Here is a 19,005-nt window from a genome sequence, read left to right as displayed (position 1 = left end):
CGGCGAGGCACGGTCGTCTCCCCGACAATCGGGGCATGACGACCGACTCCCGCTCCGCTGTCTCTGCTGTCTCCTCTCCGGCCCTGTGCCGCCCGCTCGCGCTGACGCTGGGCGACGCGCTGGGCATCGGCCCGGAGATCATCGTGCGCGCCTGGCGCGAGGGCCGCATCGGCGCGGGCGTCGTGGTGATCGGCGAGCCCGCGGTGCTGCGCCGGGCGGCGCGCGCGCTGCGGCGCATCCACGATGTGCCCGAGGTGCCGATCGCGGTGATCGACGCGGTCGCGGATCTGGCCGAGGTGCCGCCCGGGGCGCTGCCGGTGCTGCTGCCCGGCCACCGCGAGCCGGCGCTGGCCGAGGCGCCGTGGGGCACGGTCGACGCGCGCGCCGGCCGGCTCGCCGCGGCCTGCATCCGCGACGCGGTCGCGCTGGCGATGCGCGGCGAGATCGCCGGGCTGGTCACCGCGCCGATCCACAAGGAGGCGCTGGCCGCCGCCGGCGAGCCCTTTCCCGGTCACACCGAGCTGCTGGCCGACGAGAGCGCGCGCCACGGCCGCCCGGCCGACGTGCGCATGATGCTGGCCAACGAGGAGCTGCGCACGGTGCTGGTCACCATCCACTGCGCGCTGCGCGAGGCGATCGAGCGGGTGACGTTCGACGCGGTGCTGTCGACGCTGCGCATCAGCCACGCGTCGGCGGCGCTGTGGGGCCAGCCGCGGCCGCGCATCGCGGTGGCCGGGCTCAATCCGCATGCGGGCGAGGGCGGGCTCTTCGGCCGCGAGGAGATCGAGATCATCGCGCCGGCGATCGCCGCCGCCCGCGCCGAGGGCATCGACGCGCAGGGGCCGTTCCCGCCCGACACCATCTTCATGCGCGCGCGCCGCGGCGAGTTCGACCTGGTGCTGGCGATGTACCACGACCAGGGCCTGATCCCGGTGAAGTACCTGGGCGTCGAGCAGGGCGTGAACGTCACGCTGGGGCTGCCCTTCGTGCGCACCAGTCCTGACCACGGCACCGCCTTCGACATCGCCGGCCAGGGCCGCGCCGAGGCCGACAGCCTGGTGGCAGCGCTGGCGATGGCGCGGCGGCTCGCCGGCGGCGCCGCGGGCTGATCAGCGCAGCGCCAGATCCAGCACGTAGCCCGCGAAGACCGCGAAGCCCACCCAGTGGTTCTCGCGGAAGGCGCGGAAGCACCCCTCGCGGCTGCGATGCCGGATCAGCGTGAAATGCCAGGCCACCTGCGCTGCCGCCGCGGCGATGCCCAGCCAGAAGACGCCGCCCAGACCCGCCTGCAGCGCCGCCCAGGACCAGATCGCCAGATACAGGCCGTAGAACAGCATGACCGCGGCCACATCGGCGCGGCCCAGCGTGATCGCCGAGGTGCGGATGCCGATCTTCAGGTCGTCGTCGCGGTCGACCATCGCGTACTCGGTGTCGTAGGCCAGCACCCAGAACAGGTTGCCGATCACCAGCGCCCAGGCCAGCGGGTCGACCGCGCCGCGCACCGCGGTGAAGGCCATCGGGATGCCGACGCTGAAGGCCACGCCCAGCACCGCCTGCGGCATCGCGACGAAGCGCTTGGCGTAGGGGTAGGCCATCGTGATCGCCAGCGCGGCGAACGAGATCAGGATCGTGGGCGCATTGGTGCTCAGCACCAGCGCGAAGGCGACCAGCGCCAGCGCAGCGCCCAGGCCGAGCGCCTCCTTCACGCCCATGGCGCCGGAGGTGATCGGGCGCTGCGCGGTGCGCTTGACATGGCGGTCGAAGTCGCGGTCGGCGACGTCGTTGATGCAGCAGCCGGCGCTGCGCATCAGGATCGTGCCCAGCGTGAACACCAGCAGCAGATGCAGCCCCGGCCAGCCGCCGGCGGCCAGCCACAGCGCCGAGAGCGTCGGCCACAGCAGCAGCAGCCAGCCGGCCGGGCGGTTCCAGCGGATCAGGTCGAGGTAGAGCGGCAGGCGGGAGGCGAGGGCGGTCATCGCACGGGGCACGTCAGGCGGTCGGTCGGGAAGGACCGCCATTGTCGCCCCGGTGCGCGCTCGGCGCGTCTCAGATCAGCGTCTCGGGCTGCGAGGGCAGCAGCGCGGCGGTCTCGGTGTTGGCCAGATCGAAGTCGCGCGGGCGGTCCGGGCGGTGGCGCTCGCCCCAGCGCAGCACGAATTCGAGCACCTCGCGCGCCGGGATCGGCCGCGAGGCGTAGTAGCCCTGAACCACGTCGCAGCCCTCGGCCTCGAGCACGCTGACCTGCATCGGCTCCTCGACGCCCTCGGCGACGGTGGTCATGCGCAGCGACTGCGCCAGCGCCAGGATGTTGCGCACGATCGAGCGCGCGTCGCGGCTGATCAGCAGCTCGCGCACGAAGGCGCGGTCGATCTTCAGCGTGTCGAAGGGGAAGCGGCGCAGGTAGGCCAGCGAGGAATAGCCGGTGCCGAAGTCGTCCAGCGCGATCTGCACGCCCAGCCGGCCCAGCGCATGCAGCCGCTCCACCGTGCCGCGGGTCTCGTTGATGAAGACCGACTCGGTGATCTCCAGCTCGAGCCGGTGCGGCGCCAGGCCGCTGCGCTGCAGCGCGCGCTGCACCGCGTCGGGCAGGTTCTGCGCCATCACCTGCACCGGCGAGATGTTGACCGCCACCTGCAGCGGGTGCGGCCAGCGCGCCGCCTCCATGCAGGCCTGGCCCAGCGCCCATTCGCCCATCTGCAGGATCAGGCCGCTTTCCTCGGCCACCGGGATGAACTCGACCGGCGAGATCGGGCCGTGCTCCGGATGGTTCCAGCGCAGCAGCGCCTCGAAGCCGGTCACCGTCCAGTCGCGCAGGCTGACCTTGGGCTGGAAGTGCAGCTCGAGCTGGCCGCGCTCGATGGCCTCGCGCAGGTCGCGCTCGAGCACCAGGCGACGGCGCACCTGCTCGCCCAGCCTCGCGACGAAGAAGCGCACCGAGCCGGGCGCGTGGCTCTTGGCGTCGTACAGCGCCAGGTCGGCGTGCTGCATCATCTCGTCGACGCTCATGCCGTCCTCGGGGAATCGCGCGATGCCGATGCTCACCCGCACCGGCACGGCCGCGCCCATCACCTCGCAGGGCAGGCGCATCGCCTCGATGATGCGCTGGCCGGTCGCGGCGATCTCGCCCTCCTCGTGCACCGAGCGCATCAGCACCGCGAACTCGTCGCCGCCGAGACGCGCGACGACCTGGCCGCGTCCCGACGCCTCCTTCAGCCGGCGCGCGACCTCGACCAGCAGCGCGTCGCCGGTGGCGTGGCCGAGCGTGTCGTTGACGTTCTTGAAGCCGTCCAGGTCCAGGCACATGACCGCGCCGCGGCGCTGCTGCACCTTCGCGACGCCCAGCGCCTTCTCCAGCAGCACGCGGAAATGCGCCCGGTTGGTCAGGCCGGTCAGCGTGTCGTTGTGCGCCAGCCAGGCGAGGCGGCGGTCGGCCTGGCGGACCTGCGTGACGTCGCGCGCCACGCCACGCCAGCCGACCGCACCGCCGCGCTCGTTGACCAGCGGCTTGGCCGTCATCGACCACCAGCGCGGCTGGCCGGCGACGATCATCGGCAGCATCACGTCGCGGAAGGGCTGGCCCTCGGTCAGGCGCTCGTGCAGCTGGCCGGCGGATTCGCGGTCGGCCTCGGGCAGGTCCTTCTGCAGCTCGGACAGCAGCCCCATCAGCGAGCGGTCGTTGAGCTGGGCGGGCTCGCGGCCGAGCGCATCGGCGAGCTGGCGCGAGACATGGCAGAGCCGGCCGGCCGCGTCGATCTCCCAGATCACGTCGCTGCCCTGTTCCTCGAAGTCGCGCAGCAGCAGGCCGACGAGCTGCATCTGGTAGTCGGACTTGACCTCGGCGCTGACGCGCGCGTGCAGGCTGCGCTGCACGCCGCGGCTGCTCGCCACCGCGATGCCCGCCAGCAGCAGCCACTGCAGCATCAGGCTCCAGCCGGTCAGGCCGCCGTGCAGGCCGGCCCCGATGACCGGCCCCAGGCCCAGCAGGCCGAGAAAGGCATGGAGCGCGCGCGGCATCGACAGCAGCGTCAGCGAGCCGGCGCACAGCACCGTCATCGCCGTCGCGCCGCTGACGGTGGCCATCGTCATGTCGCCGCCGAAGGCCAGCAGCACCGGTGGCACGCTCCACAGCAGCCCGGTCAGCGCGGCCTGCAGCTCGTAGGCGCCGACGCGGCGCCGGTGGATGTGCAGCGGCCGGCCCTGGCGGCGGCACTGGTGCCAGAACTGCAGGTGGCCCAGCGTCAGCACCATCAGCGCGACCAGCCAGATCCACAGCGGGGCCTGCGGCACGGTGGCCGGTGCCGCGGCGGCCACCGACAGCGCGCCCAGCGCCGACATCGCCGCCATCCACGGCAGCGCGCGCACCACCGCCGCATGCTGGCGCAGCCGCACCCGGGCCTCGACGGCCTCGTCGGAGGACTGCAGCGTGCGGCGCCGGTCCTGGCGGCGGCGGTCGGACGCCTGGCTCCGCGAAGAGCGGGCGGACGGAGCGGGCGGTCGGGAGGCTTTCTTCGGATCGGGCATCGGCGGGCGGCGGCACGGACCCGCGGGGCAGGTCCTCGCCGCAGCTTTCGGCAGCGCCGTGCCGTGCCTTGAGCGGTGGCGGACGACGGGCGGCCCGCACCGCCCCGTCCGGCCGCGTCAGCCGGTGATGCGTCTCACGCCCTCGAGCGGGCAGTCCAGGATCGCGTCGCGCAGCGCCGCGATCGCCTCGTAGCGGGTGAAGGAGCGCCGCCACGCCAGCACGACCCGGCGGGTCGGCACCGGGTCGGCGAAGGGCACGTAGCGCACCAGCGCGCCGGCGTCGGCCAGCGCCTCGCGCGGGATCGACAGCCGCGGCACCACGGTGATGCCCATCCCGGAGGCCACCATGTGGCGGATGGTCTCCAGCGACGAGCCCTCGAAGCTCTTGCGGATGCCCTCGGCATCGCTGGCGAAGCGCGCGAACTCCGGGCAGACCTCGAGCACATGGTCGCGGAAGCAGTGGCCGGTGCCCAGCAGCAGCATCGTCTCCTGCTTCAGCTCGGCCGACGAGATCGACTTGCGCGAGGCCAGCGGATGCTGGCGCGGCACCGCGACGAGGAAGGGCTCGTCGTACAGCGGCGCGATCGCCAGGCCGGTGTCGGGAAAGGGCTCGGCCAGGATGGTGCAGTCGAGCTCGCCGGTGCGCAGCATCTCGAGCAGGCGCACGGTGAAGTTCTCCTGCAGCATCAGCGGCATCTGCGGCACCTGGGCGATGGCGTTGCGCACCAGGTCCGGCAGCAGGTAGGGGCCGATGGTGTAGATCACGCCGAGCCGGATCGGGCCGGCCAGCGGATCCTTGCCGCGCCGCGCGATCTCCTTGATCGATGCGGCGTTCTCGAGCGTGACCTGGGCCTGGCGGACGATCTCCTCGCCCAGCGGCGTCACCGAGACCTCGCTGCCGCCGCGCTCGAACAGCTTGACCTCGAGTTCCTCCTCGAGTTTCTTGATCGCGACCGACAGCGTCGGCTGGGAGACGAAGCAGGCCTCGGCGGCGCGACCGAAATGTCTTTCGCGTGCGACCGCGACGATGTAGCGCAGTTCGGTGAGGGTCATGCGTGAGCCTGCCGGGTGGACGAGGGTGGCGGACGTCGATGCCGCCATGGGTACTGTCGGGTCCGATTGTCCGGAAAACCCGCGTCGGTGTCATGGCCCCCATTCGGCTGGTTCGCGGCGTGTCTACCACAAGCCCGCGATCCGGATGGCGGAGGGTTTCCACTATTCATGCCGAGCGCATGTTGCATTGATCCGTATCTATAATCGATCAAAATCCATTGATCGGCATCAATCCATTTCAGGTCCGCTGCCATGATCCCATCGTTTCTCGCCGTGTCGGCACTTGCCCTTGTGATGATGAGCCCCGGCGCGCGCGCGCAGGACGGGGCCGGCGACCCGGCGGCCGGCCAGAGAAAGGCGGCGATGTGCATCGGCTGCCACGGCATCCCGAACTACCGGGCCAGCTTTCCCGAGGTGCATCAGGTGCCGATGATTTCCGGCCAGGGGGCCAGATACATCGGTGCGGCGCTGAATGCCTACCGCAGCGGCGAGCGGCGCCATCCGACGATGCGCGGCATCGCCGGCTCGCTGAGCGACCAGGACATCGCCGATCTCTCCGCCTACTACGCCAGCCATGCGCCGGCCGCGGCGGCGGCGCCGGCGGTGCCGGCGCCGAATCCGCAGGTGGCCGAGCTGCTGAAGAAGGGCAACTGCGCGTCCTGCCACGGCGACAACTTCAACAAGCCGATCGATGGCGGCTACCCGAAGCTTGCCGGCCAGCATGGCGACTACCTCTATGTCGCGCTGAAGGCCTACCAGGTCGGCAGCAGCCCGACCGTCGGTCGCGGCAACGCGATCATGGGCGGCATGGCCAAGCCCTTCACGCACGCGGAGCTCAGGGAGCTGGCGACCTACATCGCCTCGCTGCCGGGCGACCTGCAGACGGTGGGCAACAGCCGCTTCCGCTGATCCGGGCCGCGCTCAGCGCCCGCCCGGGCGCCAGCGCGACAGCAGCAGCGCGTTGCTGATGACGCTGACGCTGCTGGCGGCCATCGCCGCGCCGGCCACCACCGGGTTCAGCAGCCCGGCCGCCGCCAGCGGAATGCCGATGATGTTGTAGACGAAGGCCCAGAACAGGTTCTGGCGGATCTTGCGCGTGGTGCGCCGCGAGATGTCGATCGCGTCGGCCACCGCGCCGGGGTCGCCGCGCATCAGCGTGACGCCGGCCGCATGCATCGCCACGTCGGTGCCGGTGCCGTCGCTGTGGGTGATCGCCAGGCCGACGTCGGCCGCGGCCAGCGCCGGCGCGTCGTTCAGGCCGTCGCCGACCATCGCCACCTTGCGGTTGCCCTCGCGCAGGTCCTGGATCACGCCGGCCTTGTCGCCGGGCAGCACCTCGGCGCGCACCTCGTCGATGCCCAGCAGCCGGCCGGCCGCCTCGACCGCGCTGCGGTTGTCGCCGCTGACCAGCAGCGTGCGCAGGCCCATCGCGCGCAGCCGGCCGATGGCCTCGATGGCGCCGGGCTTGAGCGTGTCGCCGAAGGCCAGCGCGCCGAGCAGGCGCGGCGGGCTGTCCGGCACGATCTCGGCCAGCCAGGACAGCGTGCGGCCCTCGCCCAGCCAGGCCCGGGCCTGCGCGTGCAGCGGCGCGGTGGCGACGCCGAGCTCGTCCATCCAGCGCTGGCTGCCCAGCCGCAGCGCGCGGCCCTCGACCGTGCCGGAGACGCCGCGGCCGGGCTCGGCGCGCAGGGCGGCCGCGGCGGCCACGGTGTCGGCGGCCGAGGCCTGCGCGCGCGCCGCCTCGTTCACCGCGCGTGCCAACGGGTGCTCGCTGCCCGACTGCAGCGCCGCGGCCAGGCGCAGCACCTCGTGCTCGGCCAGGCCGGGCGCGGCCGCCAGCCCGGTCAGCGAGGGCTTGCCCGCCGTCAGCGTGCCGGTCTTGTCGAAGGCGATGACGCGCACCGCCTGCGCCACCTCCAGCGCCTGCGCGTCCTTGATCAGGATGCCGTGGCGCGCCGCCGCGCCGGTGCCGACCATGATCGCCGCCGGCGTGGCCAGGCCGAGCGCGCAGGGGCAGGCGATCACCAGCACCGCCACCGCGCGCAGCAGCGCGAGCTCCCAGTCGCCGCCGATCCAGCCCCAGCCCAGCAGCGTCAGCAGCGCCAGCGCGACGACCACCGGCACGAAGACTGCGCTGACCTGATCGACCAGGCGCTGGATCGGCGCCTTCCTCGCCTGCGCCGACTCGACGAGGCGAACGATGCGCGCCAGCGTGGTCTCGGCACCCGTCGCCCGCGTGCGCACCACCAGCCGGCCCTCGCCGTTGACCGCGCCGCCGGTGACGTGCTGGCCGGGCTCGCGCGCCACCGGCAGGCTCTCGCCGGTCAGCAGCGACTCGTCCAGATGGCTGGCGCCCTCGACGATCTCGCCGTCGACCGGCACCCGCTCGCCCGGCCGGATCACCACCCGGTCGCCGACGCGCACCCGCGCCAGCGGCCGCTCCTGCTCGGAGCCGTCGGGCGCGATCACCCGCGCGGTCTCCGGCGCGAGCGCCCGCAGCGCGCGGATCGCCTCGACGGTGCGGTGCTTGGCGCGCGATTCCAGCCACTTGCCCAGCATCACCAGCGTGATGACGACGGCCGCGCTCTCGAAGTAGAGATGGTGGCCGTGGCCCGTCATCAGCAGCCACAGCGACAGCGCATAGGCCGCGCTGGTGCCCAGCGCGACCAGCAGATCCATGTTGCCGCTGCCGGCGCGCAGCGCATGCCAGCCGGCGCGGTAGAAGCGCGCGCCGAGCCAGAACTGCACCGGCGTGGCCAGCAGCCACTGCCAGCCGCCGGGCAGCATCGCCTGCACGCCGAGCGGCTCGAGCAGCATCGGCGCCACCAGCGGCAGCGACAGCAGCGCCGCCAGCAGCACCCGCCGGCCTTCGCCCAGGAGCGGCTCGCGCGGCGCATCGGTGCCGGCCGGCGCGTCGGGCGCGGCCTCGTCGGGCACGCCGAAGCCGGTGCGCCGGATCGCCGCGGCCAGCGTCTCGCGCGCGATGGGGCCGGTGGCGCGCACGGTGGCCTGCTCGGTGGCCAGGTTGACCTCGGCCTCGGTCACGCCGGGCACCTTCTTCAGGGCCCGCTCGACCCGGGCCACGCAGGAGGCGCAGGTCATGCCGTCGATTGGCAGCGTGCATTCGGTCAGCGCAGCATCGGGCGCGGCGGCGAGGGCAGGGGCGGTGTCCATGGCCGCTACTGTGCCTTGTGGGGGCGGGGCGCGCTTGAGGATTGTCAATCCGGCCGATCCGCCGGACTGGCGGGCGATCCGGCGGCTTCTCGCTTGTTTCAGTTCGGGGTGCTCGTGGCAGCGCGCCGGTGCCGCGGCGACCGGCGTGAAAACCTGTCGCTTCGGGTCGCTTATCGGACTCAAGCCCGCGCGGCGGCTGGCAAGAATGGGCACAGGGGCGGGCCGCGCCTGCCCGCCTTCACGAAGCCCGATGCCCGACGCCCGAGACGATGTCCGACAGCTCCGACGACAAGCAACTGCCAGCGACAGCGAAACGGCTGAAGACCGCTCGCGAGGAAGGCCAGATCGCGCGCTCGCGCGACCTGGGCCACTTCGCGCTGGTGGCGGTCTCGCTGGGCGTGCTGGCGGCCTCGGCCCGGCCGGCGATCGAGCATCTGCGCGACCTGACCGCCGCGGCGCTGCGCTTCGATGTCGTGACGCTCAAGTCGCCCGAGCGCATGCTCGAGCGGCTGCATGACATGGGGCTGTCGGTGCTGCCGATGGTGATCGTCTTCGGCCTGGTCGGCGCGGTCGCGGTGCTGGCGGCGGCGGTGGCCTCGGGCGGCTGGGTGTTCACCACCAAGGTGCTCGAGCCGAAGTTCGAGAAGCTCAATCCGATCGCCGGGCTCGGCAACATCGTCTCGAAGGCGCAGCTCGGCGACATGCTCAAGGCCTGCGTGCTGGCGCTGGTGCTGGGCATCGTCGGCGCGACCTACCTGTGGTCGCACCACGAGGAGTTCGTGCGGCTGCAGTCCGCCGGCGGACTGGTGCAGGCCTTCGAGGAGGCCGGCGAGCTGATGCTGTCGGGGCTGTGGCTGCTGGTGCTGGTGCTGGCGCTGTTCGCCGCGGTCGACGTGCCGCTGCAGCGCTTCCTGCACGCCTCGCGGCTGAAGATGAGCCACCAGGAGGTCAAGGAGGAGTTCAAGCAGCAGGAGGGCAACCAGGAGGTCAAGGGCCGCATCAAGGCGCGCATGCGCGAGGTGGCGCGGCGCCGGATGATGGCCGCGGTGCCGAAGGCCGACCTGGTGGTGATGAACCCGACCCACTATGCGGTGGCGCTGAAGTACGACCCCGACGGCCCCGGCGCGCCGAAGGTCGTCGCCAAGGGCACCGATGCGCTGGCGATGCGCATCCGCGACCTGGCCGCCGAGGCGCGCGTGCCGGTGCTGCAGGCGCCGCCGCTGGCGCGTGCGCTCTATGCCACCACCGAGCTCGAGCACGAGATCCCGATGGCGCTGTACAGCGCCGTCGCGCAGGTGCTCGCCCATGTCTACCGGCTGCGCGAGGCGATGGCCGGGCGCGCGCCCTATCCCGGCACGCTGGCCGACGTGCCGGTGCCGCCCGAACTCGATCCTGACGACCCCCGTCATTCCCGGACGGCTGCCCGCCGCGGCACCGCGACCCCATGAACGAATCGATCCTGAAGTTCCGGCGCCTGGCCGGCATCCCGGACAGCGCCCGGCTCAACGGCCTGGGGGCGCCGCTGGTCATCGTGCTGGTGCTGGCGATGATGGTGCTGCCGCTGCCGCCGCTGCTGCTCGACGTGCTGTTCACCTTCAACATCGCCACCGCGCTGATGGTGATGGTGGTGGCGTCCTTCATGGTGCGGCCGCTGGACTTCGCCGCCTTTCCGTCGGTGCTGCTGCTGACGACGCTGCTGCGGCTGTCGCTGAACGTCGCCTCCAGCCGCGTCGTGCTGATGGAGGGCCACAACGGCCCCGGCGCCGCCGGCGCGGTCATCGAGTCCTTCGGCCATTTCCTGATCGGCGGCAACTTCGCCGTCGGCCTGATCGTGTTCGCGATCCTGGTGGTCATCAACTTCGTCGTCGTGACCAAGGGCGCCGAGCGCATCGCCGAGGTCGGCGCGCGCTTCACGCTCGACGCGATGCCCGGCAAGCAGATGGCGATCGACGCCGACCTCAGTGCCGGCCTGATCGACGAGAAGGAGGCCAAGCGCCGCCGCGTCGAGGTCGGCAACGAGGCGGAGTTCTTCGGCTCGATGGACGGCGCGTCGAAGTTCGTGCGCGGCGACGCCATCGCCGGCATCCTGATCCTGTTCATCAACATCATCGGCGGCTTCGTCATCGGCGTGGCCCAGCACGGCCTGGGCGTGGCCGATGCCGCCAACTCCTACATCATCCTGGCCGTCGGCGACGCGCTGGTCGCGCAGATCCCGGGCCTGCTGATCTCGGTGGCCGCGGCGATGGTGGTGTCGCGCGTCGGCAAGGAGCAGGACGTCGGCTCGCAGATCGCCGGCCAGATGTTCCGCTCGCCGCAGGCGCTGGGCATGGTCGCGGCGGTGATCGGCCTGCTCGGGCTGGTGCCGGGCATGCCGCATCTGGTCTTCCTGGGCTGCGCGGGCGGGCTGGCCTGGCTGGCGCGCCAGGTGACGCGCCAGGCCGAGCGGCGCGCTGCCGAGCCGGCCGAGGGCGAGGCCGACGCGCAGGCGCGCTCCCAGCCCGGCGACGAGGCGAGCTGGGAGGACCTGCAGCCGGTCGACGCGCTGGGCATGGAGGTCGGCTACCGGCTGATCGCGCTGGTCGACAAGGAGCGCGGCGGCGACCTGCTCGGCCGCATCAAGGGCGTGCGGCGCAAGTTCGCCCAGGAGGTCGGCTTCCTGCCGCCGGTGGTGCACATCCGCGACAACCTCGAGCTCAAGCCCAGCATGTACCGGCTGACGCTGCGCGGTGCGGTCATCGGCGAGGGCGAGGCCTATCCCGGCATGTTCCTGGCGATCAACCCGGGCCATGTGCAGATCCCGCTGCAGGGGCAGGGCGCGGTCGATCCGGCCTTCGGGCTGCCGGCGGTGTGGGTCGACGAGCGCCAGCGCGAAACAGCCCAAATGGCCGGGTACACAGTTGTTGATTGCTCGACCGTGGTGGCCACCCATCTTTCACACTTGATGCAACAACACGCGGCCCGCCTTCTGGGCCGCACCGAGACCCAGGCACTGGTAGACCATGTGACCAAGCTGGCCCCGAAACTCATCGAAGACGTGGTTCCCAAGATGATCGGCATCGCTCCATTGCAGAAGATCCTCCAGATGTTGCTGGAGGAGGGCGTCCACATCCGGGACATGCGCTCGATCATCGAGACGCTGGCCGAGCATGCGACCGCCGGTGTCACCGATCCGCACGAGCTGACGCGCCGCCTGCGCGTGGCGCTGGCCCCGGCGGTGGTGCAGCAGATCTTCGGCACGGTGCGCGAGCTCGACGTGATCGCGCTCGAGCCCGAGCTCGAGCGCCTGCTGACGCATGCCCTGACCTCGAACAACGGCCCCGCCCTCGACCCCGGCGTGGCCGAGCAGCTGACCCGCGGCGCGATCGACGCCGTGCGCCGGCAGGAGGACCTGGGCCAGCCGGCCTGCCTGCTGGTGCCGGATCCGCTGCGTCCGTCCCTGGCGCGGCTGCTGCGCCGGGCGGCTCCGCGCCTGAAGGTGCTGGCGCACAGCGAGATCCCTGATACCCACTCGATCCGCATCGGTTCGATCATTGGAGCCCACTCATGAATGTGAAGCGCTTTTTCGGGCGCAACTCGCGCGAGGCGATGCAGAAGGTTCGCCAGGCCTTCGGTGACAACGCCGTCGTGCTGTCGACCAAGCCCAGCAGCTCCGGCATCGAGATCGTGGCCATGCCTGCCGAGAGCATCGACGCGATCGAGCGCTTCGAGAGCGCGCCGGCCGGTCTGGCCGACACCGGCTTCGACGAGCCGATGCACGAGTCCGCGGCACCCGAGGAGATCGACATCGGCGCCACCGATGCCGGCGACCAGGTCCAGGAGGACGTGGGCACGCTGGCGATGAGCACGCTGTCCTTCCAGGACTATGTGCGCGAGCGCATGCTGAAGAAGCGCCAGGCCGAGCTGAAGGCCCAGCAGAACCCGGGCGACGAGGTCGAGCCCGAGCCGGTGCGCGCGCCGCAGCCGCGCCCGGCGACGCCGGCGCGTGCCGGCGAGCCGGCACGCCGCGAGGCCGCCGCGCCGTCGCGCGCCGCGGCCGAGGCGCCGGCTCCTGCCGCCGCGCCGTCTGCCCCGGGGCTGCCGGCGACCTATGCGGACTGGATGCGCCAGCAGGAGCTGCGCGACCGCGAGGAGGCCCTGCCCGCGGTCGGGCAGCGCCCCTATCCCCCGGTCATGAGCCTGCACGACGACGAGCAGCTCTCGACCTCCGACGGCGACCTGTACGACACCAGCCGCATGCCGCGTCTGGACATGCCCGAGCCCGGCGAGATGGCGCCGGCACGCATGGCCGCCGCACCGCGCGGCGTCGATCCGGGCGACTCGATCCTGCCGTCCTCGACGGAGATGCTCAACGAGATCCGTGCCATGAAGGGCATGATCGAGGAGCGCTTCAACACGATGGCCTTCATGGACCGGCTGCACAACAGCCCGCGCCATTCGCAGCTGACGATGCGCCTGCTCGACGCCGGCTTCTCGCCCGGCCTGATCCGCAAGCTCTGCGACAGCCTGGGGGACGACGTGACCGACGAGATGGTCTGGGCCGCCGACGTGCTGCAGCGCAACGTGCTGACCGGCGAGAACGAGCCCGACATCGAGGACCAGGGCGGCGTCTACGCGATGATCGGCTCGACCGGCGTCGGCAAGACCACCTCGACCGCCAAGCTGGCGACCTCGTTCGCGACCCGCCACGGCGCGGCCAACCTCGGCCTGATCACGCTCGACGCCTACCGGGTCGGCGCGCACGAGCAGCTGCGCGCCTATGGCCGCATTCTCGGCGTGCCGGTGCACACCGCGCATGACCGTGCGGCGCTGGAGGACCTGCTCGACCTGCTGTCGGGCAAGAGAATGGTGCTGATCGACACCGCTGGCCTGGCGCAGCGCGACGCGCGCACCCGCGACCTGCTCGACATGCTCTCGCACCGCAGCATCAAGCGGCTGCTGGTGGTCAATGCCGCGCAGCAGGGCGAGACGATCGAGGACGTGCTCAGCGCCTACTCGGCCAGCCAGGCGCGCGGCATCATCCTGTCCAAGCTCGACGAGGCGGTCAAGCTCGGCCCGGCGCTCGACGCGCTGATCCGCCAGCACCTGAAGGTGCTCGCGGTGTCGAACGGCCAGCGTGTGCCCGAGGACTGGCATCGCCTGTCGGCGCAGTCGCTGGTCACCCGCGCGCTGCGCAGCGGCGGCCCCCAGGCCTGGCGCCTGAACACCGGCGATGTCGACCTGATCTTCTCGCGTCCGAACGCGCCGGCCCCGGTCCAGGGCGCGGCCCAGCCCGTGGCCGCGATGCCGGCGGCGCCGGTGCAGGCCGCGGCCCCCCGACGCGGTGCAGCCGCGGGCTCGCGCGAGCTCGGCGCCTGAGCCCGGCCGCAGCGACGATCACGACGACGGCGACGGAGCTTCCCCGATGGCCTTCCAGACCGATTTCCGCCAGCAGGCCCAGCCCGCCGATCAGGCCGACGGCCTGCGCCGGCTCTTCTCGGTCCGGGCCGTCCGCTTTGTCCCGGTGGTGTCCAATCCCTTCGTTCCGGTCAGCGACGAGCTGCTGCGCCGCATGAGCGCCGCGCTCGAGAGCCTGGGCCTGTACACGCTGCTGGTCGATGCCTCCGAGCGGGCGCCGAGGGCCCGCGACGGCGTGGCCTGCGACCTGGCGCGCGGCATCGAGACCCGCTCGGACCGCATCGCCTACCTTGCCGCGCGCGACCTGCCGCTGCACTGGGCCGAGCGCCATGGCGGCACGACCGGCTTCCTGCATGCGCTGATCGATGCCGCGCCGCTGTCGCAGGCGGTGCTGCTGCATGGCAGCGCGGCCGAGCTGGCGCGGCTGCTCGGCCGCGGCGAGCGCGGCCTGAGCCGCCCGCGGCCGCTGGTGCTGTGCGGCGAGCGCGCCGAGGCGCTGACCCATGCCTACGGCGCGCTGAAGTGGCTCGCCACCGAGCTGGGCTGGCGCGAGCACGACATGCTGATGAGCGCCGAGATCGACACGCCGGCCTCCTGGCATGTGCCGGGCCGGCTGGCGCACTGCGCCGATGTCTTCTTCGGCGGACGGCAGAACGACTGCATCGAGCTGGTCGCCTCCCGCCCGTCGTCGTGGCGCGCCGCCGAGGCGCTCGCCACCTTCATGGACGGCGCGGTCCAGGCCGGCGCCGGCTTCGTTCCTTGCGCGCGCATGCCCGTCGCCTCGCCTGGCGTGTCGCGTCCGCTTGCCTCCTCTCCACGCCTGCAGCCGATGGTCTGATCATGTCCCGGAGCCAACCGATGTACAACTCCAACGGCCAGCTCGACGCCAAGACCATGCTCGAACAGTACAGTTCGCTGGTCCGCCGGCTGGCCCACCAGATGATCGCCCGGCTGCCGGCGAACGTCGAGCTCGACGACCTGATCCAGGTCGGCATGATCGGCCTGACCGATGCGCTCAGCCGCTTCGACGTCAAGCAGGGCGTGCAGTTCGAGACCTTCGCGACCCAGCGCATCCGCGGCGCGATGCTCGACGAGCTGCGCGGCGGCGACTGGATGAGCCGCAGCAGCCGCAAGCACCAGCGCGACATCGAGTCCGCGGTGCACCGCCTGGAGCAGCGGCTGGGGCGTGCGCCCCACGAGAGCGAGATCGCCGCCGAGATGGGCCTGTCGCTGCCCGACTATCAGGACCTGCTCAACCGGGTCCGCGGCACGCAGCTGGTCTACCTCGAGGACATGAGCGGCGACGAGGGCGACAGCGACTACCTCGACCGCCATGTCGCCGACAACGACGCCGATCCGCTGGCACGGCTCAATGACCGGCGCATGCGCGAGGCGCTGGTCGAGGCGATCAAGGGCCTGCCCGAGCGCGAGCAGTACGTGATGAGCATGTACTACGAGCACGACATGAACCTGAAGGAAATCGCCGCAGTCCTGGGCGTGACCGAGTCGCGGGTGTGCCAGCTGCACAGCCAGTCGATCGCCCGCCTGCGCGCCAAGCTGCGTGCCTGGTGAGGGCATCGGCGAAGTCGTTCTCTTGCCGGAAGTCCGAGATGTGGAACCTGTTGCGTGGTCGGCGCGGTGATGCCGAACGATCGCTGAATCCTTCCTCCGACGGGCCGGCGATGCCCTCAGCCTCGTCGGAAACCGGAGTCGTGCGGCGCATCGCCGCACAGGTCTCGAACATCGGCCGCGACGCGGCAGAGGCGCGAGGCGTCATCGAGGACGCCAAGCGCGATGCGGCAGCGCATCTGGCCTCGCTGCAGCAGCTCGAGGAGTGGCTGCGCGAGGTCGGGCAGTCGCAGCAGGCCATCGGCACCGCCTCCGGCGAGACCCGTGATGCCGTGGTGCGCGCCCGCACCGAGGTCGAACAGGTGGCCGGCGAGGTGGCCAGCATCGTCGACGTGCTGCGCCAGGTCGCCTCGGCCGCCAGCGACATCGGCCAGATCGCGCTGCAGACCCGGCTGGTGGCCTTCAACGCCTCGGTCGAGGCCAAGCGCGCCGGCGAGGCCGGCCGCGGCTTCGGCGTCGTCGCCGATGCGGTCAAGGACCTGGCCGGACGGGTCGAGAGTTCCTCGCGCACCATCATGAGCACGCTGTCGGACCTGGACCGGCGCATCGAGTCCTTCTCGCGCGAGATCCGCACCGGCGGTGACGGCGCGCACCAGGGCGCGATCCACCGGGCCTTCGCCGAGGTCGAGGCCTCGGTCGGGCGCATCGACGAGACGGCCGGCAAGAGCGCCGAGACGGTCCAGTACGTCTGCGAGAGCTCGCAGATGCTCGCCGGCGAGATCAGCCATGCCTTCGACGGGCTGGATGTCGCGCTCGACTGCAGCGACCGCTTCCTGACGGTGTCCGAGACGCTGATCGACGAGCTGGCCGGCTGTGGCATCGAGACCAGCGACACGCCGATGATCGCGCAGGCCCAGCAGGCCGCCGCGGAGATCGCGGACCTGCTCGAGCAGGCGATCCGCCAGGGGCAGATCACCCCGCAGGCGCTGTTCGACGGCCACTACCAGCCGGTCGCCGGCACGCTGCCCGAGCAGTTCATGGCGGCCTTCACGCCGCTGGCCGAGAAGCTCTTCCCGAAGGTGCAGGAGCGGGTGCTGGGCAGCAGCGACAAGGTCGCCTTCTGCATCGCCGTCGACCGCAACGGCTACGTGCCGGTGCACAACACCGTCTACTGCCAGCCGCAGCGCCCCGGCGATGTCGCCTGGAACACCGCCAACAGCCGCTACCGCCGCATCTTCAACGACCGCACCGGGCTGGCCTCGGCACGCAACGAGCGGCCTTTCCTGGTCCAGACCTACCGCCGCGACATGGGCGGCGGCAAGCATGTGATGCTCAAGGAAGCCTCGTCGCCGATCATCGTGCAGGGGCGCCACTGGGGCGGGCTGCGCATCGGCTACCGCTTCTGAGCCGGCCCGGCCTGCGAGGGCGGGGGCGCGGCCGGTGCCGCGAGCTCAGCGCTCGGTGACCGCGTCGAGCCAGTCGCAGCGCAGGTGGCCCTGCTCGTGCAGCGAGCGGCGCAGCTCCAGATAGATCGTCGGCGCCAGCGTCAGCAGCAGCGACACCGGCATCAGCCGGAACTCGCCCAGCACCGCCAGCGCCAGCAGCAGGATCCATCCCCCGACCCAGGCGCACAGCACCAGATCGCACAGCGCGGCTTCCATGCCGCGCCCCTGGGGGTGGCTGCGGTGCCATTGCTTCATGTACTGCAGCTGCTGCAGGGTCATCGGGGTCTCCATCTCGAATGTTCTGCAGCACTCGCTTGCTGCGATGCAGCATTCTAAGGGATTACCCTTGACCTGTGACTGCTTTCACCCCCGCGAAATGGCGGTCGAACGCGGCCGGAAAAAAGAAAAGGCTCCCGAGCGGGAGCCTTTCATGAGTCCGGCCTCGCCCGAGGCGGCGGCCGGACGCGGGACGCGGATCAGCGCTCCGACAGCGGCTTGACGTCGCGCTGGGCGGCGCCGACGTAGAGCTGGCGCGGACGGCCGATCTTGTACTCGGGGTCGGCGATCATCTCGTTGAGCTGGGCGATCCAGCCGACCGTGCGGGCCAGCGCGAAGATCGCGGTGAACAGCTGCACCGGGATGCCGATGGCGCGCTGCACGATGCCCGAGTAGAAGTCGACGTTCGGGTAGAGCTTGCGGGCGACGAAGTAGTCGTCTTCCAGCGCGATCTTCTCGAGTTCCATCGCCAGCTTGAACAGCGGGTCGTTCTGCAGGCCGAGCTCGTTCAGGACCTCGTGGCAGGTCTCGCGCATCAGCTTGGCGCGCGGGTCGTAGTTCTTGTAGACGCGGTGACCGAAGCCCATCAGCTTGACGCCGCTGTTCTTGTCCTTCACCTTCTCCATGAACTCGCCGACCTTGGCGACGCCGCCGTTGGCCTGGATCTCCTCGAGCATGTTCAGGCAGGCCTCGTTGGCACCGCCGTGGGCCGGGCCCCACAGGCAGGCGACACCGGCGGCGATCGCCGCGAACGGGTTGGTGCCCGACGAGCCGCACAGGCGCACCGTCGAGGTCGAGGCGTTTTGCTCGTGGTCGGCGTGCAGGATGAAGATGCGGTCGAGCGCGCGCTCGATCACCGGGTTGACCTTGTAGTCCTCGCACGGCGTGGCGAACATCATGCGCATGAAGTTGCCGGCGTACGACAGGTCGTTCTTCGGGTACATGTACGGCTGGCCAGCCGAGTACTTGTACGCCATCGCGACCAGCGTCGGCATCTTCGCGATCAGGCGGATCGCGGCGATCTCGCGGTGCTGCGGATTGTTGATGTCCGTGCTGTCGTGATAGAAGGCCGACAGGGCACCGACCAGGCCGGTCATGATCGCCATCGGGTGCGCGTCACGACGGAAGCCACGCAGGAAGAACTGCATCTGCTCGTTGACCATCGTGTGGTTGGTCACGCGAGCGTGGAAGTCCTGGCGCTGGGACTCGTTGGGCAGATCTCCGTACAGCAGCAGATAGCAGGTGTCGAGGTAGTCGCAGTTGACCGCCAGCTGCTCGATCGGGTAGCCGCGGTACAGCAGCTCGCCCTTGTCGCCGTCGATGTAGGTGATCGTCGAGTTGCACGACGAGGTCGACAGGAAGCCCGGGTCGTAGGTGAACTTGCCGGTCTGCGCGTACAGCTTGCGGATGTCGATGACGTCCGGGCCGATGGTGCCCTTGTAGATGGGCAGGTCCATCGACGCGCTGCCGTCGGAGAACGAGAGTGTGGCCTTCACGTCGGAGGGAGTCATGGCTGTTTCCTCGGTAGGTCGGTTGGTATGGGGGTGGGGAGTTTCCGGTCTGCGAGAGGTCT

Annotated in this window: 14 protein-coding genes; 8 read left to right on the top strand and 6 right to left on the bottom strand. The window is 71.3% G+C overall.

The genetic code is table 11. The features are described 5' to 3' along the window. Positions 1-35 precede the first annotated feature (35 nt). Positions 36-1,109 carry a 4-hydroxythreonine-4-phosphate dehydrogenase PdxA gene (pdxA, locus tag HNQ01_RS04815; RefSeq protein ID WP_173804232.1) on the top strand — a complete coding sequence of 358 codons (1,074 nt, stop codon included), beginning with the start codon at positions 36-38 and terminating at the stop codon, positions 1,107-1,109. Here the strand turns inward: pdxA and ubiA are convergent, their stop codons facing one another. From ubiA to HNQ01_RS04800, 3 genes are all read right to left on the bottom strand, one after another. Then, the gene (gene ubiA / locus HNQ01_RS04810; RefSeq protein ID WP_173804231.1) at positions 1,110-1,976 is read right to left on the bottom strand and encodes a 4-hydroxybenzoate octaprenyltransferase; all 867 of its coding nucleotides are present in this window, start codon (positions 1,974-1,976) and stop codon (positions 1,110-1,112) included. A gap of 70 nt (positions 1,977-2,046) precedes the next feature. Next, a complete protein-coding gene (locus HNQ01_RS04805; protein WP_173804230.1) occupies positions 2,047-4,521 on the bottom strand; it encodes a putative bifunctional diguanylate cyclase/phosphodiesterase in 2,475 nt (824 codons plus the stop codon). Between the two features lie 117 nt (positions 4,522-4,638). Next, positions 4,639-5,574, bottom strand: a complete 936-nt coding sequence (locus HNQ01_RS04800) for a LysR substrate-binding domain-containing protein (protein WP_173804229.1) — start codon at positions 5,572-5,574, stop codon at positions 4,639-4,641. 252 nt (positions 5,575-5,826) lie between these two features. Here HNQ01_RS04800 and HNQ01_RS04795 point away from each other — a divergent pair, with 252 nt between their 5' ends. Next, positions 5,827-6,483 (top strand): c-type cytochrome, encoded by a 657-nt coding sequence (locus tag HNQ01_RS04795; RefSeq protein WP_173804228.1) that lies wholly within the window; start codon positions 5,827-5,829, stop codon positions 6,481-6,483. Between the two features lie 12 nt (positions 6,484-6,495). Here HNQ01_RS04795 and HNQ01_RS04790 read toward each other — a convergent pair whose 3' ends face one another. Next, on the bottom strand, positions 6,496-8,748 hold the full coding sequence (locus HNQ01_RS04790; protein ID WP_173804227.1) for a heavy metal translocating P-type ATPase: 2,253 nt from the start codon (positions 8,746-8,748) through the stop codon (positions 6,496-6,498). Between the two features lie 269 nt (positions 8,749-9,017). Between HNQ01_RS04790 and flhB the strand changes: the two genes are divergently transcribed. From flhB to HNQ01_RS04760, 6 genes are all read left to right on the top strand, one after another. Next, positions 9,018-10,196, top strand: coding sequence for a flagellar biosynthesis protein FlhB (flhB, locus tag HNQ01_RS04785; RefSeq protein ID WP_173804226.1), 1,179 nt, complete (start codon positions 9,018-9,020; stop codon positions 10,194-10,196). Then, the gene (flhA, locus tag HNQ01_RS04780) at positions 10,193-12,295 is read left to right on the top strand and encodes a flagellar biosynthesis protein FlhA (protein WP_173804225.1); all 2,103 of its coding nucleotides are present in this window, start codon (positions 10,193-10,195) and stop codon (positions 12,293-12,295) included. Before flhB ends, flhA begins: the two co-directional genes overlap by 4 nt. Next, positions 12,292-14,103: a flagellar biosynthesis GTPase FlhF gene (gene flhF, locus HNQ01_RS04775; protein ID WP_173804224.1), complete on the top strand. Its 1,812-nt coding sequence runs from the start codon at positions 12,292-12,294 to the stop codon at positions 14,101-14,103. The genes flhA and flhF overlap by 4 nt, the downstream gene beginning before the upstream one ends. A gap of 46 nt (positions 14,104-14,149) precedes the next feature. After that, complete coding sequence (locus tag HNQ01_RS04770; protein ID WP_173804223.1) at positions 14,150-14,980, top strand: flagellar biosynthesis protein; 831 nt, start codon at positions 14,150-14,152, stop codon at positions 14,978-14,980. Between the two features lie 20 nt (positions 14,981-15,000). Beyond that, positions 15,001-15,714 (top strand): RNA polymerase sigma factor FliA, encoded by a 714-nt coding sequence (locus HNQ01_RS04765; protein ID WP_173804377.1) that lies wholly within the window; start codon positions 15,001-15,003, stop codon positions 15,712-15,714. 110 nt (positions 15,715-15,824) lie between these two features. Then, on the top strand, positions 15,825-17,117 hold the full coding sequence (locus HNQ01_RS04760) for a methyl-accepting chemotaxis protein (protein ID WP_286180468.1): 1,293 nt from the start codon (positions 15,825-15,827) through the stop codon (positions 17,115-17,117). A gap of 45 nt (positions 17,118-17,162) precedes the next feature. On the opposite strand, the gene HNQ01_RS04755 is transcribed toward HNQ01_RS04760, so the two are convergent. Together HNQ01_RS04755 and gltA are read right to left on the bottom strand one after the other, a co-directional pair. Continuing rightward, positions 17,163-17,435: a hypothetical protein gene (locus HNQ01_RS04755; RefSeq protein WP_173804221.1), complete on the bottom strand. Its 273-nt coding sequence runs from the start codon at positions 17,433-17,435 to the stop codon at positions 17,163-17,165. 197 nt (positions 17,436-17,632) lie between these two features. Then, complete coding sequence (gene gltA, locus HNQ01_RS04750; protein ID WP_173804220.1) at positions 17,633-18,943, bottom strand: citrate synthase; 1,311 nt, start codon at positions 18,941-18,943, stop codon at positions 17,633-17,635. Positions 18,944-19,005: the final 62 nt, after the last annotated feature.

The sequence above is a fragment of the Sphaerotilus uruguayifluvii genome (assembly GCF_013294065.1).
In the GTDB taxonomy this organism is placed as follows: domain Bacteria; phylum Pseudomonadota; class Gammaproteobacteria; order Burkholderiales; family Burkholderiaceae_C; genus Sphaerotilus; species Sphaerotilus uruguayifluvii.
Note: the sequence above shows the minus strand (reverse complement) of the source record. Positions and strands in the feature narration are given on the sequence as shown.

Bases quoted from the DNA above. Each gene is read 5' to 3' on its own strand.
- pdxA (WP_173804232.1), top strand. From the start codon at position 36: ATGACGACCGACTCCCGCTCCGCTGTCTCTGCTGTCTCCTCTCCGGCC.
- ubiA (WP_173804231.1), bottom strand. From the start codon at position 1,976: ATGACCGCCCTCGCCTCCCGCCTGCCGCTCTACCTCGACCTGATCCGC.
- HNQ01_RS04805 (WP_173804230.1), bottom strand. From the start codon at position 4,521: ATGCCCGATCCGAAGAAAGCCTCCCGACCGCCCGCTCCGTCCGCCCGC.
- HNQ01_RS04800 (WP_173804229.1), bottom strand. From the start codon at position 5,574: ATGACCCTCACCGAACTGCGCTACATCGTCGCGGTCGCACGCGAAAGA.
- HNQ01_RS04795 (WP_173804228.1), top strand. From the start codon at position 5,827: ATGATCCCATCGTTTCTCGCCGTGTCGGCACTTGCCCTTGTGATGATG.
- HNQ01_RS04790 (WP_173804227.1), bottom strand. From the start codon at position 8,748: ATGGACACCGCCCCTGCCCTCGCCGCCGCGCCCGATGCTGCGCTGACC.
- flhB (WP_173804226.1), top strand. From the start codon at position 9,018: ATGTCCGACAGCTCCGACGACAAGCAACTGCCAGCGACAGCGAAACGG.
- flhA (WP_173804225.1), top strand. From the start codon at position 10,193: ATGAACGAATCGATCCTGAAGTTCCGGCGCCTGGCCGGCATCCCGGAC.
- flhF (WP_173804224.1), top strand. From the start codon at position 12,292: ATGAATGTGAAGCGCTTTTTCGGGCGCAACTCGCGCGAGGCGATGCAG.
- HNQ01_RS04770 (WP_173804223.1), top strand. From the start codon at position 14,150: ATGGCCTTCCAGACCGATTTCCGCCAGCAGGCCCAGCCCGCCGATCAG.
- HNQ01_RS04765 (WP_173804377.1), top strand. From the start codon at position 15,001: ATGTACAACTCCAACGGCCAGCTCGACGCCAAGACCATGCTCGAACAG.
- HNQ01_RS04760 (WP_286180468.1), top strand. From the start codon at position 15,825: ATGCCCTCAGCCTCGTCGGAAACCGGAGTCGTGCGGCGCATCGCCGCA.
- HNQ01_RS04755 (WP_173804221.1), bottom strand. From the start codon at position 17,435: ATGACCCTGCAGCAGCTGCAGTACATGAAGCAATGGCACCGCAGCCAC.
- gltA (WP_173804220.1), bottom strand. From the start codon at position 18,943: ATGACTCCCTCCGACGTGAAGGCCACACTCTCGTTCTCCGACGGCAGC.